The organism is Vibrio sp. Isolate23 (genome assembly GCF_022398095.1).
Taxonomy (GTDB): domain Bacteria; phylum Pseudomonadota; class Gammaproteobacteria; order Enterobacterales; family Vibrionaceae; genus Vibrio; species Vibrio coralliilyticus_A.
The window spans coordinates 1,209,039-1,222,817 of the sequence record NZ_JAKEUV010000001.1 but is presented as its reverse complement, the minus strand read 5'-3'; the positions used below and the strand labels follow the sequence as shown (position 1 = coordinate 1,222,817).

General features: G+C 44.0%; 14 protein-coding genes and 2 pseudogenes. 12 read left to right on the top strand and 4 right to left on the bottom strand.

The window, feature by feature from the left end; genetic code table 11:
- The first annotated feature begins 44 nt into the window (after nucleotides 1–44).
- From L1D31_RS05470 to L1D31_RS05440, 7 genes and pseudogenes are all read left to right on the top strand, one after another.
- On the top strand, nucleotides 45–1,193 hold the full coding sequence (locus L1D31_RS05470; RefSeq protein WP_239836041.1) for a mannitol-1-phosphate 5-dehydrogenase: 1,149 nt from the start codon (nucleotides 45–47) through the stop codon (nucleotides 1,191–1,193).
- Nucleotides 1,194–1,279: 86 nt separating this feature from the next.
- Nucleotides 1,280–1,810, top strand: coding sequence for an MltR family transcriptional regulator (locus L1D31_RS05465; protein WP_239836040.1), 531 nt, complete (start codon nucleotides 1,280–1,282; stop codon nucleotides 1,808–1,810).
- A gap of 102 nt (nucleotides 1,811–1,912) precedes the next feature.
- Nucleotides 1,913–2,215, top strand: a pseudogene (locus L1D31_RS05460) (hypothetical protein); the annotation flags it as partial.
- Between the two features lie 2 nt (nucleotides 2,216–2,217).
- Nucleotides 2,218–2,394: pseudogene (locus tag L1D31_RS05455) on the top strand (type I restriction enzyme endonuclease domain-containing protein); the annotation flags it as partial.
- Between the two features lie 623 nt (nucleotides 2,395–3,017).
- Nucleotides 3,018–3,998, top strand: coding sequence for a rhodanese-related sulfurtransferase (locus L1D31_RS05450; protein ID WP_239836039.1), 981 nt, complete (start codon nucleotides 3,018–3,020; stop codon nucleotides 3,996–3,998).
- A 101-nt stretch (nucleotides 3,999–4,099) separates the two neighbouring features.
- A complete protein-coding gene (locus L1D31_RS05445) occupies nucleotides 4,100–4,690 on the top strand; it encodes a Crp/Fnr family transcriptional regulator (protein ID WP_239836038.1) in 591 nt (196 codons plus the stop codon).
- Nucleotides 4,691–4,749: 59 nt separating this feature from the next.
- Complete coding sequence (locus L1D31_RS05440; RefSeq protein ID WP_239836037.1) at nucleotides 4,750–5,196, top strand: isoprenylcysteine carboxylmethyltransferase family protein; 447 nt, start codon at nucleotides 4,750–4,752, stop codon at nucleotides 5,194–5,196.
- Between the two features lie 22 nt (nucleotides 5,197–5,218).
- On the opposite strand, the gene L1D31_RS05435 is transcribed toward L1D31_RS05440, so the two are convergent.
- Nucleotides 5,219–6,169: an endonuclease/exonuclease/phosphatase family protein gene (locus tag L1D31_RS05435; protein WP_239836036.1), complete on the bottom strand. Its 951-nt coding sequence runs from the start codon at nucleotides 6,167–6,169 to the stop codon at nucleotides 5,219–5,221.
- Between the two features lie 212 nt (nucleotides 6,170–6,381).
- Between L1D31_RS05435 and L1D31_RS05430 the strand changes: the two genes are divergently transcribed.
- Nucleotides 6,382–6,762, top strand: a complete 381-nt coding sequence (locus L1D31_RS05430; protein WP_239836035.1) for a hypothetical protein — start codon at nucleotides 6,382–6,384, stop codon at nucleotides 6,760–6,762.
- A gap of 17 nt (nucleotides 6,763–6,779) precedes the next feature.
- A complete protein-coding gene (locus L1D31_RS05425; protein ID WP_239836034.1) occupies nucleotides 6,780–8,180 on the top strand; it encodes a class II fumarate hydratase in 1,401 nt (466 codons plus the stop codon).
- Nucleotides 8,181–8,217: 37 nt separating this feature from the next.
- Here the strand turns inward: L1D31_RS05425 and L1D31_RS05420 are convergent, their stop codons facing one another.
- On the bottom strand, nucleotides 8,218–8,367 hold the full coding sequence (locus L1D31_RS05420) for a hypothetical protein (RefSeq protein WP_239836033.1): 150 nt from the start codon (nucleotides 8,365–8,367) through the stop codon (nucleotides 8,218–8,220).
- Nucleotides 8,368–8,475: 108 nt separating this feature from the next.
- On the bottom strand, nucleotides 8,476–9,408 hold the full coding sequence (locus L1D31_RS05415; protein WP_239836391.1) for an endonuclease/exonuclease/phosphatase family protein: 933 nt from the start codon (nucleotides 9,406–9,408) through the stop codon (nucleotides 8,476–8,478).
- Nucleotides 9,409–9,601: 193 nt separating this feature from the next.
- Between L1D31_RS05415 and L1D31_RS05410 the strand changes: the two genes are divergently transcribed.
- The 3 genes from L1D31_RS05410 to L1D31_RS05400 all read left to right on the top strand — a co-directional run bounded on the left by L1D31_RS05410 (nucleotide 9,602) and on the right by L1D31_RS05400 (nucleotide 13,199).
- Entirely contained in the window at nucleotides 9,602–11,515 is a 1,914-nt protein-coding gene (locus tag L1D31_RS05410; protein ID WP_239836032.1) for an ATP-binding protein, read from the top strand.
- 166 nt (nucleotides 11,516–11,681) lie between these two features.
- The gene (locus tag L1D31_RS05405) at nucleotides 11,682–12,470 is read left to right on the top strand and encodes a transporter substrate-binding domain-containing protein (protein ID WP_239836031.1); all 789 of its coding nucleotides are present in this window, start codon (nucleotides 11,682–11,684) and stop codon (nucleotides 12,468–12,470) included.
- A 69-nt stretch (nucleotides 12,471–12,539) separates the two neighbouring features.
- Nucleotides 12,540–13,199 carry an HAD-IB family hydrolase gene (locus tag L1D31_RS05400; RefSeq protein ID WP_239836030.1) on the top strand — a complete coding sequence of 220 codons (660 nt, stop codon included), beginning with the start codon at nucleotides 12,540–12,542 and terminating at the stop codon, nucleotides 13,197–13,199.
- A 24-nt stretch (nucleotides 13,200–13,223) separates the two neighbouring features.
- On the opposite strand, the gene L1D31_RS05395 is transcribed toward L1D31_RS05400, so the two are convergent.
- Complete coding sequence (locus L1D31_RS05395) at nucleotides 13,224–13,712, bottom strand: GNAT family N-acetyltransferase (RefSeq protein ID WP_239836029.1); 489 nt, start codon at nucleotides 13,710–13,712, stop codon at nucleotides 13,224–13,226.
- Nucleotides 13,713–13,779: the final 67 nt, after the last annotated feature.

The window sequence follows — 13,779 nt, the reverse complement described above, 5'->3', positions numbered from 1 at the left end:
AGATTCGTTTTAGTCAACATTTCAGACATTGGTATGTAAGAATTATGAAAAACGCAGTTCATTTTGGCGCAGGTAACATTGGTCGCGGCTTCATCGGAAAACTATTGGCAGATGCAGAAGTCGAGGTCACATTTGCAGACGTTGACGCTCCACTGGTTGATCAACTTAGCCACAAACAAGAATACAAAGTAAAAGTGGTCGGTACGGAATGCCAGATTGACACCGTAACCCACGTCACCGCTGTTAACTCCGCCAGCGAAGATGTCATCGATCGCATTGTAAAAACTGACTTGGTAACAACTGCCGTAGGTCCCAACGTACTGGACATCATTGCAAAAACCATCGCGACCGGCATTGCAAAGCGTTTTGCGGCAGGCAACGAAAAACCGTTGAACATCATCGCGTGCGAAAACATGGTTCGTGGCACGACTCACCTAAAAGGTGAAGTGTACAAACATTTGGATGAATCATTACACGCGAAAACAGACGAGCTAGTTGGCTTCGTCGACTCCGCAGTGGACCGCATCGTACCACCAGCAGAAGCCGCGAACGATGACCCACTAGAAGTCACGGTAGAGAGTTTTAGTGAATGGATTGTGGATGAACAGCAATTCAAAGGTGAAATCCCTGATATCGCTGGCATGGAAAGAACCAACAATCTAATGGCGTTTGTCGAGCGTAAGCTGTTCACCCTGAATACGGGTCACTGCATTACCGCTTACTTAGGTTGCTTGAAAGGACATCGCACTATTCGCGAAGCAATTGAAGATTCAAGCATTCATGCAGAAGTAAAACAAGCGATGCAAGAAAGCGGAGAAGTACTGATCAAACGCTACGGTTTTGACCGCGACATGCACAATGCTTACATCGAAAAGATCCTAGGTCGCTTTGCCAACCCTTATTTAGTTGATGAAGTTGATCGTGTTGGTCGCCAACCAATTCGTAAATTGGGGGCGAACGATAGATTAGTGAAGCCTTTACTCGGTACAATTGAGTATGGCACTGAAAATAAAACTCTTTTGAAAGGCATTGCTGCTGCGTTGAAGTACACTAACGACACCGACCCACAAGCAGTAGAACTGCAAACCTTATTAAAAGAAGTGGGTGTGAAGAAGACGCTAGCGACATACACAGGTCTTGCAGAAGACAGTGCTGAAGTGGCTCAAATCGAGACACTTTACAACCAACTTTGATTTACCTAGGGGAGCTTGGCTCCCCTTCTATATCCTTATCCACTTAAAGAGATGGGGATACTAATAATTAGAAATGTATTCAGTATATGGCAGATAACATCAACGAAACCGAGATCATTGAGCGATTAAACAGCGCACCTTCGGTACGAAGCTTTTTTATTGCAACCGTCGACGTATTTAACGATTCGATCGATGGGCTAGTGCAAAGAATTTTTCGTAAAGATAACTTCGCTGTCCAATCTGTGGTCGGTCCGCTGCTACAAGACTCAGGACCGCTGGGCGATCTATCTGTTCGTTTGAAGTTATTGTTTGGCTTAGGTGTGCTTCCCGATGACATTTATCACGACATCGAAGACATCATCAAACTCAAAAACCAACTCAATAGTGACGCTTCTGATTACGAGTTCACAGACCCCAATATTCTAGAGCCAATCAAAAAACTGCACTTGGTGAAGAAGATGGGTATGGTACAACTCGAAGTCAGCGAACCAGATGACGATATCGACCTTGAGTTTTATCAGCTTCAACTGCAACGTCAACAACAAATCATTAAGTCAGGGCTCTCGCTTGCTATTGTCGACATCTGCAATGAACTCGGCAAAGAGAGCCCATTCTAACGCTATTTATACCCAAGTTACCTTCAAAAGGATTCGAGGTTGCTTGGGTATAACAACATAATCAATGTCAGCCGCTCTACACCCTACGTAGGAGCTCTACCAATGTTAAAAGCTGTACTTTTTGATATGGATGGACTGATTTTCGACACCGAGTCTATCTACAAACAGAGTTGGCAGTACTTCGACACCGAGTCTATCTACAAACAGAGTTGGCAGTACGCCGCCACCGAGCAAGGCTTAGCCATCACTGATGATTTCTATCAACAATTCATCGGCGTCCAAGACCCTGAATGTGAAAGAATACTCGCCGAGCATTTTCAACAAGCCATCGATATGCCGCGCTACAAGGCTGTGCGAGATGAGCACTTTCATAATCTAAGAAGCCAAGGTATTGCGCTCAAACCCAGCAGTTACGTAAGTCAGCGACTGTCGATTGGCAGAAGCGTGAAAGCGTCCGCGCTCGTATGCGTAACCTAGTATGCCGACTGTTGCGCCGCGGGAAGTATCCGGCAGATGCAGCAGAAGAGGCAATCAAGCTTGTTCTTGAGCAGGCAGAGGTACTTGCTGACGTTTGGTATAAGTAATGAGAAAGGCAAGGTGTCAATCTTGCCTTTTGTATATCTATGTGAGTTAGTAATAGGGATAATTAAAATATTAAGGTGATAGACAATTATCTGATATCAGACCTAACTGATAAATATGCTGCATCTTTTAAGGCTCCGTGCCTTTTTGAGATAGCCTCTGAAGAAAGTTTTACCGTCTCACGATACTCTGCTTTCTTAATGACGTTCTCTATGTCATCTATTGACTCTAAAGGAGACTCTTTCAGTCGTTCCATCTAATTGTTCCAAACAATTTATCTATCCCCATTGTCACAGTATTTCACTTCCCTTTCAGTGAGATAATTCAAAACTCCAGATTTCAAATAGTAACTGTGCATGGACGTGTCGATGGCGGACGGGCGTAACAGGTCTTTGTCCAATAGTGAGTTACGATACAAGAAAAATGAGCAACATAATGACGACTTACAGAATATATGTAAGCTCAAACATAAGCTGACCACTTCATTGTTTCTACTAGCTCAGGCACTCCCCCTTCCTTTATCCCTAAAAATTGTCCGTATTTGTCGTGGGTACTCTTCGCTATACTTCGCGCAATTTTACAAAAAGCTCTGGATTTACGCTCCAGTTCGCTAAAAGGATAAAACATGACAGATTACGTAGTATGCGCACTTTATAAATTTGTGCGTCTTGAAGATTATGTTGAACTTCGCGAGCCACTAAAGGCTCTGATGGAGAAACACGAAGTCCATGGCACGCTATTATTAGCAAATGAGGGGATCAACGGTACAGTTGCGGCTCGCCGTGAAGGCATTGATGCCCTTCTTTCTTGGTTTAGACAAGATCCTCGCCTTGCAGACATAGTGTACAAAGAGTCTTTCGACGCAAACCAACCATTCAACCGTACCAAAGTTAAGCTCAAAAAAGAGATTGTAACCTTAGGGGTGGAAGGTATTGATCCGCGCCACGTAGTCGGTACATACGTGAAACCTAATGAGTGGAACGAGTTCATCTCTGACCCTGAAGTGTTCGTAGTCGATACACGTAATGACTACGAAATCGAAATTGGCACATTCAAAAATGCCGTTAACCCAAAAACGGAGACTTTCCGTGAGTTTCCTGAATACGTCGCTGAAAACATGGATCCAGCGAAGCACAAAAAAGTGGCAATGTTCTGTACCGGCGGGATTCGCTGTGAGAAGTCTACCGCCTATATGAAGGAACAAGGCTTTGAAGAAGTGTACCACTTAGAAGGCGGCATTCTTAAATACCTTGAAGAAGTCCCTGAAGAAGAAAGCCTGTGGGAAGGTGATTGTTATGTATTTGATGGCCGTGTAGCGGTAAATCACCAGTTGGAAAAAAGCGGTTACGATATGTGTAATGCTTGCCGTCTGCCCATTACTGAAGAAGACATGGCGTCAGAGGCGTATGAAAAAGGTGTCAGCTGTCCTAAATGCATTGACAAGCATACTGATGAGCAAAAAACTCGATTCCGTGAGCGTGAAAAGCAAGTCCAGCTTGCTAAGAAGCGAGGGGAAACCCACGTAGGTGGTGAAGCGGATCAAGTCATCGCTCAGCGCAGAAAAGAGAAGCTTGCCCGAAAAGAGCAGCAAAGAAAGTCAAAATAATTTCACTCCATTCTCTCTTCTATCCCCTTTGCATTGATGCGAGGGGATTTTTCTTTTACAACTAGGGCTGTTGACCTTTCAACCTAGGACGTGAAGTTAGCATGGATTTTGAAGCGACAAAGAAGCTGTACACTGTCTTTCGACAACTTGAAGATTTCGACCAATCCGATCTGGATTTAGCGAAGAAGTTTATTCATTTTAATGCCTACCAACCTAAAGACTATATATTTTGTCAGGGTGACTTTCCTCCTGAAATTCATTTTGTTATCGACGGCATTGGGCGATACTTTTATATCGATCACGATGGTAACGAGCGAAACAAGTCATTAGTAAGAATTGGCGGAGCGTTTGCCAGTGTGAGTACCGTTGTCGACGGTAGCCCCAGCCCTTTTTATACCCAAGCCCTCACTCCATGCTTAACTGCTTCAATCACATATAAGAATTTGCTTTACCTAGCGGACAGCCATCGAAGCTGGGGAATATTTTTACGCCGTCTCTACGAGCGCCTTGTGATCAAAAAAGAGCAACGAGAAGCCAGCTTTTTAATGTTATCGGCAAAAGAACGTTATCTCGCATTCTTACAAGAATTTGAACAGGATAGTCACCAAATACCACTTCGACATATCGCAATGTACTTAGGCATTACGGACGTCACTTTGTCCCGTATAAGAAGAGAAATGGGCTTAACATAGGTAAAGGCAGCCATACACTTGCCCAGTTAATATGAGTTCTCACAAAAAAGGAACTCGATATGAAAAAACTTCTTCCTCCCAAAATGTTCTTTCTATTCATTATATTAATGATATTTTTACACTGGTACATGGAAACTGAAGACCTCATTCCTTACCCCCTAAATCTTATAGGCGCTCTTCTCTTTTGCTTGGGTTTAGGACTGGCCAGCGCAGGAAAACGATTATTCCAAAAGCTAAAGACCAACATCATGACATTTGAAGAACCCAATAAAATCGTCACACAAGGTGTGTTTCAATACACTCGTAACCCTATGTACCTAGGCTTGGCTATTGCACTTATTGGCTTTGCCATCATGCTAGGAGGCTCATTAATGACATTAACAATAGCGGCCTCATTTATCATCATTACAGACAAATGGTATATCGCGTTTGAAGAGAAAGAGATGACGAAAAAGTTTGGAAGAGAGTATCAGGAATATTGCCGTCATGTTCGACGCTGGATATAACTGAAATCGCCATTCAAAGAGATCAAAGCACAAACCGGACGGTAACGGCGATAAATGCATGATCACTAGCCTGTCTGTCGAGCTCAAAGCTGGGGTTAATCAAGTGGGCATCAAGCGTTGTGTATGCTGTTACCTCTGCCATCGAATACTGAGAGTCTGGCTGAAACTCCTGAGACATTAGTATGTAATCCAACACATTTCCCTTTGCAAAGTGGTAATGAGTGGCTGGCCGCAGCGCACTTAGATGTTCAGGTTTGAAAGTGTCCCAACTATCGCGTAATTTCAGCCGATCCCTTTCCTCTTCAACATTTTTAGTCAACCAACCGCAAAGATCACTCGTCAGCGGCTGATTCAGGTCGCCCATTAATACGGTAGGGATCGGGTGTCTCGCATACTGCTGTTCCATAAAGAGACGCAACATTACGGCTTCCCAACCTCGTTGCTGGGCAGATAACCATTGTCCGATGAGTGGATGACTCTTTTCAACATTGTCGGCTTCTGTCGCTCTCTGCGATTTCAAATGGCAAACGTAAATCGCGACTTCACCAATATCTGGCACATTGATAACCGCGCAGACAGGTTTGCGGCTGAACTCGGGTATAGGGGCAGAATAGCCCTCTAACATTGAAAGTGGCGGCTCAACCGGCGCTAAACTCAGAATGGGGTACTTAGAGACGATCGCCACCACGGGCTGAGAATACACATACTCGCTCTCTATTTTAGGCCGATCCACGCAAGCAAAGTGTTGGTAACCTATCCCTTCAAATAACCTTTTTGCAGCATCAATACTGAAGACTTCTTGCACCCCGACGATGTCTGCATTCAGTTGTTGAATCGCGTTTTTCGTCCAGCGACACTTGGATTCCCAAGCCTCCGCTTCATAGATATTTTCAAAGTCATAAAATGCACCAGGAGGCTCAATGAAATTGAACAAGTTTGCCGTGGCAAACGTGAGTTTTTTGTCTGTAAGCAAAGTACGACCTTACTGATTACTGCCAGTTTTTAGTGTAAACGCATCACTATGAATCCGCTGACAATTCTTTGGGTTAAACCAACCGACCCTGCTGAACTTATTTTTGTTAAGTCGGTTTCTACCTATGGTCAGTTTACTTTTTATCATCAAACGGGGTTGATCCAACCCAATAAAAACGATAATAATTATCATTACAATAAGTTGAGGTCAGTATGGATAACCAAAAACCACTTTACAATGCATTCTTTAAAGCGCAAGACAGATTCATTGATCGCTACACGCCTTATGGATTCGAACCAGATGTCATTCATGATTATATTCATTGGGCGATGACGTTATCGTCGTTTTATGAACATGGCTCAGAGAATGAAAATCCATTGCTATGTGAGTTTTTCCTTCGTCAAGTCTACGCTCATTTAATTGAAGCGATTCAAGATCCGATAAGAAGTCGTACCTTCAGGCGGGTCTGCCTCGACGCCATTCATACTCCCTTACTATGCTTAAAGCGCTACTACTACCAATGGGACGATGGCGACATTAAGTTCTTACACCTACAACAACAATTAAAGCGAATTCAAACGCCGCACGACTAGATTAAAAAGGATCACCAATGACTCAACCTTCTGCCCCGCAAACATTCCGTGTTGAAAAAGACAGCATGGGTGAAGTAAAAGTACCAGCTAACGCTCTCTATCAAGCGCAGACTCAACGCGCAGTCGATAATTTTCATTTCAGTCAGCACAAAATGCCTGCTGCATTTGTCCAGGCCTTGGCATACGTAAAGCAAACCGCAGCGCTGACAAACGCTCAACTAGGTTTAATGGAAGGCGACATCGCCAATGCGATTGCTGATGCGGCGCAAACTATTATTGATGGTCAGCACTTAGAACATTTCCCGATTGACGTATTTCAAACTGGCTCTGGCACAAGTTCGAACATGAATGCCAACGAGGTGATCGCCACTCTGGCCAGCGATATTCTTGGTGGTGATGTCAGTCCAAACGACCACATCAATATGGGGCAAAGTAGTAATGATGTTGTCCCAACCGCAATTCAGGTCAGTGCTGCATTAATGGCTGAACAGCAGCTTATCCCAGCGTTAAATCATTTCATTACTGTGTTGAAGAATAAACGCAATGAAATTGGCCATGTAGTAAAAACTGGCCGAACGCACCTGATGGATGCCATGCCAGTGACATTTGATCAAGAGCTTGGTGGCTGGCAATTCCAACTGGAGCAAGCAAGAAATGGTATAGAACAAAGCCTAGTGAACGTGAAAGCATTAGCGCAAGGCGGCACCGCTGTGGGAACTGGTATTAACGCAGACCCTAGATTTGCTAAAGCCTTTGCAGATAATCTCTCTCAGGCAACGCGCTTGCAATTCACCTCTAGTGAAAATTTCTTCTACAACCTTAGCAGTCAGGATGCCTTGGTCGCTCTTTCCGGTCAGCTCAAAACGGCTGCTGTAGCTATCATGAAAATCTCGAATGACCTGCGTTGGATGAACTCGGGCCCACTTGCTGGCTTGGGTGAAATTGAGCTTCAAGGCCTGCAACCTGGCTCTTCGATAATGCCAGGCAAAGTGAACCCAGTGATCCCTGAAGCAGCAGCCATGGCAGCTGCGCAAGTTGTCGGTAACGATACAACCATCACAGTGGCTGGGCAATCTGGTAACTTCCAGCTCAATGTTATGCTACCAGTGATCGCTCATAATGTACTGGAAAGCATCGAACTACTGGCCAACAGCGCGATGGCACTGGCCGACAAAGCGGTCGCAACATTCAACGTCCGTGAAGACAACCTTCAAGTCGCATTAGCGAAAAACCCGATTCTGGTGACGGCACTCAACCCTGTGATTGGCTATTTGAAAGCGGCTGAGGTGGCTAAGAAGGCGTACAAAGAAGGGCGTGCGATTATTGATGTTGCGGAGGAAGCAACCGATCTTGACCGTGAAACGCTTGAGCGCCTGCTTGACCCGGCAAAACTCACTCAGGGTGGGGTTGCGGAGTAAACCTGCTAGCACACATCCTTGTGCTGTGTGCTCTGGTTTAGATCCAAGCCAGAGATAAAAACAAAAATGGAACCGCAATTACTGATGCCATTTTTGCCAGTGACAATATCTCGCGGAGTACAATTTCACGCTTAGGTGATATCGCGTGCTCCGCACTTTGTGCCACTATTGCTTGGGCATTGTTCATATTTCCTCAAACATGCGCTTAGGTCAGTGGAAGCGCGATTTTAAAGGCTTCTCTTGGTCACCGCAATGCTTCCCAACACCATAGTGAGTGAATCATGATAAGCGATCATTAATAACCAATTTTTGTTTTCACTAACAAATGGTCCGAACCTGCTGGAATCGGTGAACTGTAACGCTGACAAATCTTTCTACCAGCGCTGACCGACTGGAGCCACAAATGATCGATCGCAATCATTGAAATAGGCGGAGTTTTAAACGCTTCTGCCCAATTTGGCCAACTTGCAACAGGGGCTTTCTGAAACGTTGGAAACATCTTAGCAAAGCGTAGGCTGGTAGATGAAAGATTAAAGTCACCGACCACCATCACTTCATCACTGGGGTATACCTCAAGCAGAGACTCTATCGTTTGAATCAAGGCATTACGTCGATACCACAACGTTTTTGTCCTTGGTGAAGGGGGATGAGCAACAATCAATGTGATCGCCCCTTGTCTATTCGGGTACCAAGTACCACGAATAATATTCTGTTCATCCGGTGTCATGAAGACCGACATATTTTTCAAAGGGGAAACACTCAGAATCATCTGACTAGATGGATAACCAACCCCTTCCTGTCCACCATAAAAATAAGGATAAATATCATTAAGCATTTGAAGTTTGTCGCCAACTTCTGGGGCAACTTCTTGCATCACAATCAAGTCTGCCGGTTTAGTGAGCAGGTAATTGATGAATGCATTTACATCTGGATTCTCATAATAAAGGTTAAACTGTACTACAGACACAGGGTTAGCGCATTGGGCGACAAGCTTTTGCTCAGACTTAGGGGTCATCAACGCGAACGCTCCAGCTAAAACAACGCATACCGCACTATGTGCCCACTTTTGCATTAGAGCACAAACCAATGCTAGGACTAGGTAGACAATCAAAAATAAACTGGGATATGCAACTATGTTTTCTATCCACCAAGTCGCTTCTTTAAGTGATAGCCCTGCCCAAACCAGTGCAGGAGTGTAGACCATCAACCATGTTTTCCAACGCCTCACCATAAATCCTTTTAAGTGGAGCTTTCCTTAAGTATGTACCAGTTCTACGGAAATACCGTTTTTATTCTCGACCCAACATCCTTAAATGCTCTGTCACCTCTTTGCTTGGGGAATCAAAGCAAAAAATAGGTTTTCCTAAAGACACAATTAATACTAGGCTATTAGTAAGCAATTAAACACATAATAACTTGCTATGAAAACACAACGTCAACTGGGCATAGACAAACAACTTGCTATTGCCACTCTTCTACTTAGCACAGCTATGGCATTTGTCATCGCTGGTATCAACGTTTACGTCGAATACCAAGCAGAGCAAGAAAAACTCGATAAGCAGATGCTGCATATAGAAGAAAACTATATCGACAGCTTACAAAACAATTTATGGGTGGAAGATCAAAAACGGCTCTTCACTCAAGTCAATGAAATATTTCAACGCTCCTACGTCGATAGACTCACCATCCTCGATAGCAGCAAACCTCTTGTTGAGCTGGGTGAGCCTATCGAAGGGGAAAAAATCACTAACGTATGGGATCTTACCTATCAATTAGGCAGCAAAGGCTTCACTCTTGGGCAACTGAAAATAGAAACCGATCTAGCTCCTGTTTACGAGCAGCTATGGCACAAATTTTTGCTTCTTATCACCATGACGTTTATTCAGACGTGTGTGATAGTCTCCAGCCTTCTATGGATTACCCGTAAACTGGTTCTAAAGCCCGTAGCCCATCTTTCTGCGGCCATGACAGATTTCAATGGTAGCCCGATCCCCAGCAAGCTGGCGCCTCCTAACCGTCTTTTTGCTGATGAAATCAGTTTGTTAACCGAAGGATATAACCGTTGTGTTGATAAACTACATGCTAACTATCAACAGATCATTGAGTCTAAAGAAAAGTCCGAAGTCGCCAACATCAAGAAAAGTGAATTTTTGGCCAACATGAGCCATGAAATCAGGACACCAATGAACGGTATCGTTGGAGTTGCGGAATTGCTCAAAGAAACTAACCCCAATGAAGTGCAGCGCAATTATGTCGATATCTTACTCACATCCTCTCATACCCTGCTCGACATCATTAACGATATCCTCGACTTTTCAAAAATCGAAGCCGGCCATTTTGAATTAGACCCCATTGAATTTGACTTAAAGAAGCTAATACAGCAGCAAGCCAATGAGTACAGCATTCGCGCAAAACAAAAAGAGCTATTCTTTGACTGCAATATTGACCCAGCGATTCCACAAACCATTGAAGCGGACTCAGTCCGACTAAAACAGGTCATTAACAACCTTATAAGTAACGCTCTTAAATTCACACATCGAGGCTATGTAGAACTTAATATTAAAATGTTAGAGAACGATGCGGGCAAGCAACTGCAGTTTGAAGTAAAAGACACTGGTATTGGTATCGCTAAAGAAAAGCTAGAAGCCATTTTTAACAAGTTTCAGCAAGCTGATGGCAGTACAACACGGCAGTATGGTGGCACTGGGCTAGGCTTAGCCATCAGCCAGAAAATTGTTGAGATGATGGGGGGGAAACTCGAAGTGTCTAGCGAAATAAGCCTCGGTAGTAGCTTCTACTTTTCTATACCAGTTGATGGTGCGACTGCTGCTTCAAGTACTCTGGCTTCATCATCACCCAATTTGGTCACGTTTCCCGCCTCTGCCACTACACAGATGAAAAGACTATCCCCCAAATACAAAACTGGCCTCAAGGTGCTAGTCGTAGAAGATACACGGGTTAACCAGCAGGTTATTCAGGTCATGCTGAATCTACTTGGCCTGGAAGTCGATATCGCCAACAACGGTCAAGAAGCCTGGGAATATTGTCAGAAAAACGAAGTAGCAGCCATTTTAATGGATTGCCAAATGCCAGTGATGAATGGGTATGAAGCAACACAAAAAATACGACAGCTAGAAGGTTGGGCAGCTTATGTGCCTATTATCGCGGTTACGGCTAACGTGGTAAAAGAAGACAGAGAACGCTGCTTTGAGATTGGCATGAATGGTTTTTTATCCAAGCCTGTTAAACCTAAGGAGGTCGAAGAGGCGCTCATTAACTATGTTCCCGCTTATCAAAGCGCGCAAAACAAAGCAAAAATGGCCTACCGAACCTAAAAACTTGCCTCCCCTCTCTTATCCAGTGACCGTTCAACAAAAACAACAGGACGAATAAGTCATGCATGTTTAGAAGGTCTCATTACGTCGCTCTTTATGAATCAGAACTATTTATTAATTCAATTATCATCTAAATTGGAAGTTAGGGTTCATAAAGAGACAAATCATGAGTAGGATTCTCGCGTTAGTTATATTGTTGATATTGCCTCCGCTAGCGGTATCTCAAACGGATGATAAGGTGGTCAAATTTGTTGTTGGCGATTGGGAGCCATATACCAGCAGTCAAAATAATCCGGACCATAAGATTGCCGAAGTTCTCGTTAGAGCCGCCTATCAGACTCAAGGGTATCGTGTCGTCATAGACTACCACCCATGGAGCCGAGCATATCGGTATGCTCAATCCGGTCAATACGATGGAACATTTCCATGGTTTAGAAGCAAACAACACGAACCGTTTTTTGTTTTTTCGAGTCCGCTTTTCAAACAAAAAATTGTGTTTTTCTACCACGAAGATAGTCACTTCGATTGGCAAAAGCATGACGATTTAAACCAATATCGTATTGGTGCTACTCAAGATTACGAAGTGACCCGATTACTTCAATCTAAAGATGTACGAGTAGAAATCGCTAATGAAGACCAAAGCAATTTCATTAAACTCGGCAAGCATCGCATTGACGCGTACCCCGCAGCCATAGATCGTGGCTACTACATGATGGGTACTGTCTTACCGGCAGTACAAATCAACAAACTCAGAGTTCACTCTAAACCGATTATTGAGAAAGAAATGTATGTCATGTTCGCTAAACACAACCACAAACGTAACAAAAAGCTGAATGACGTACTCTACATGGGGATACGGCAATTAATACAATCCGGTGAATACCAAAAAATCATTAGTTTCGAAAACCAAGTTTTCCACTCCGATGCTTCTGACGATGCCATTTCCAGTGAGTGAAAACAAACTGTCACAATCCTTCGCTAACCTGCCATGCCAATCTAATCCTATATCAGTGAGAGCCTCGACATGTCTAAGCCTCTTTACGTTTTCGACCTTGACGAAACCCTCATCAACGCAGACAGTGCCATGCTATGGAACGAGTTTCTCGTTGAGAAAGGCATCGTCAATGATGCCAATTTCCTTGTGGAAGACCAACGTCTGATGCAATTGTACGCTCAAGGGCAGTTGAACATGGACGATTACCTTAACTTTGCCATGGCGCCCATTGCTCACTTACCAATCGAAGACGTTCAGATGCTCGTTGAAGAATGTGTCAATAAATGGATTGTTCCTAAACAATTTCGTCAATCTATTCCTTTGTTAGCAGAACTTCATCAACAAGGGAAACAAACGCTCATTATATCAGCCACAGTGAGTTTTCTCGTAGAAGCCGTTGCACAACGCTTAGGTGTGGAGCACTCCATGGGAATTGATTTGGTCACTACTGATAACCGCTATACCGCAGAAATCTCGGGGTTACCGAGTTATCGAGAAGGAAAAGTGACTAGGCTAGAGCAGTGGCTGTCAGTGCAAGCAGAGCCCTACTCCGAAATTCACTTCTTCACCGACTCAATCAATGATCTGCCTTTGTGCGAGCGTGCTGATTTCGTTTATTTGATCAACCCATGCCCCAAGCTGAGAGCAATATCAGAGCGTCCTAATTGGGTTGTACTCAACTGGGGTTAAACGTTCTTTTGAAGCGAAGCCAACTCAGGGCACAAACCTCAGCCCTAACATAACACAGCCATCCTCGTAGTAACGGTCCGTAAACACCTTAAAGCCATAAGAACCATAGTAATCTTTAAGGTGTTCCTGAGAGGAAATAAAAATGGCATCTTTAGGGTAGATCTCTCGGATCGTGTTAACACTCATTTTCATCAGAGCATGCCCTAAGCTTCTTCCCCGATGACTTTTAGCTATGATCACACGACCGATCGTCACATCCCGATCTTCGGGTTTAATAAACTCAAGAACCTCAGCTGGATACCCTAGTCTTTGAGGCATGAGTCGGCTGTAAGCCACCAGCCTATCGCCATCAAACCCCATCACATGACGGGTCTCTGGGTGTGTGTCTTTCCCATCGAGATCACTGTATGGATCTTGTGACTCTACGATGAACACATCAACTCTCAAGCGCAAAAACTCATACAATTCATGTACCGAAAGTTCTGAAAACGTTTTGATTCGCCACTCTAACATTATGCTTCTCCTTACTTTACTAGGAGCAAAGTTAATATTCATATCATCAATATTCATTAACCTTTGT

Bases quoted from the DNA above. Each gene is read 5' to 3' on its own strand.
- L1D31_RS05440 (WP_239836037.1), top strand. From the start codon at position 4,750: ATGAAAAAACTTCTTCCTCCCAAAATGTTCTTTCTATTCATTATATTA.
- L1D31_RS05425 (WP_239836034.1), top strand. From the start codon at position 6,780: ATGACTCAACCTTCTGCCCCGCAAACATTCCGTGTTGAAAAAGACAGC.
- L1D31_RS05465 (WP_239836040.1), top strand. From the start codon at position 1,280: ATGGCAGATAACATCAACGAAACCGAGATCATTGAGCGATTAAACAGC.
- L1D31_RS05395 (WP_239836029.1), bottom strand. From the start codon at position 13,712: ATGTTAGAGTGGCGAATCAAAACGTTTTCAGAACTTTCGGTACATGAA.
- L1D31_RS05450 (WP_239836039.1), top strand. From the start codon at position 3,018: ATGACAGATTACGTAGTATGCGCACTTTATAAATTTGTGCGTCTTGAA.
- L1D31_RS05430 (WP_239836035.1), top strand. From the start codon at position 6,382: ATGGATAACCAAAAACCACTTTACAATGCATTCTTTAAAGCGCAAGAC.
- L1D31_RS05470 (WP_239836041.1), top strand. From the start codon at position 45: ATGAAAAACGCAGTTCATTTTGGCGCAGGTAACATTGGTCGCGGCTTC.
- L1D31_RS05400 (WP_239836030.1), top strand. From the start codon at position 12,540: ATGTCTAAGCCTCTTTACGTTTTCGACCTTGACGAAACCCTCATCAAC.
- L1D31_RS05405 (WP_239836031.1), top strand. From the start codon at position 11,682: ATGAGTAGGATTCTCGCGTTAGTTATATTGTTGATATTGCCTCCGCTA.
- L1D31_RS05420 (WP_239836033.1), bottom strand. From the start codon at position 8,367: ATGAACAATGCCCAAGCAATAGTGGCACAAAGTGCGGAGCACGCGATA.
- L1D31_RS05445 (WP_239836038.1), top strand. From the start codon at position 4,100: ATGGATTTTGAAGCGACAAAGAAGCTGTACACTGTCTTTCGACAACTT.
- L1D31_RS05410 (WP_239836032.1), top strand. From the start codon at position 9,602: ATGAAAACACAACGTCAACTGGGCATAGACAAACAACTTGCTATTGCC.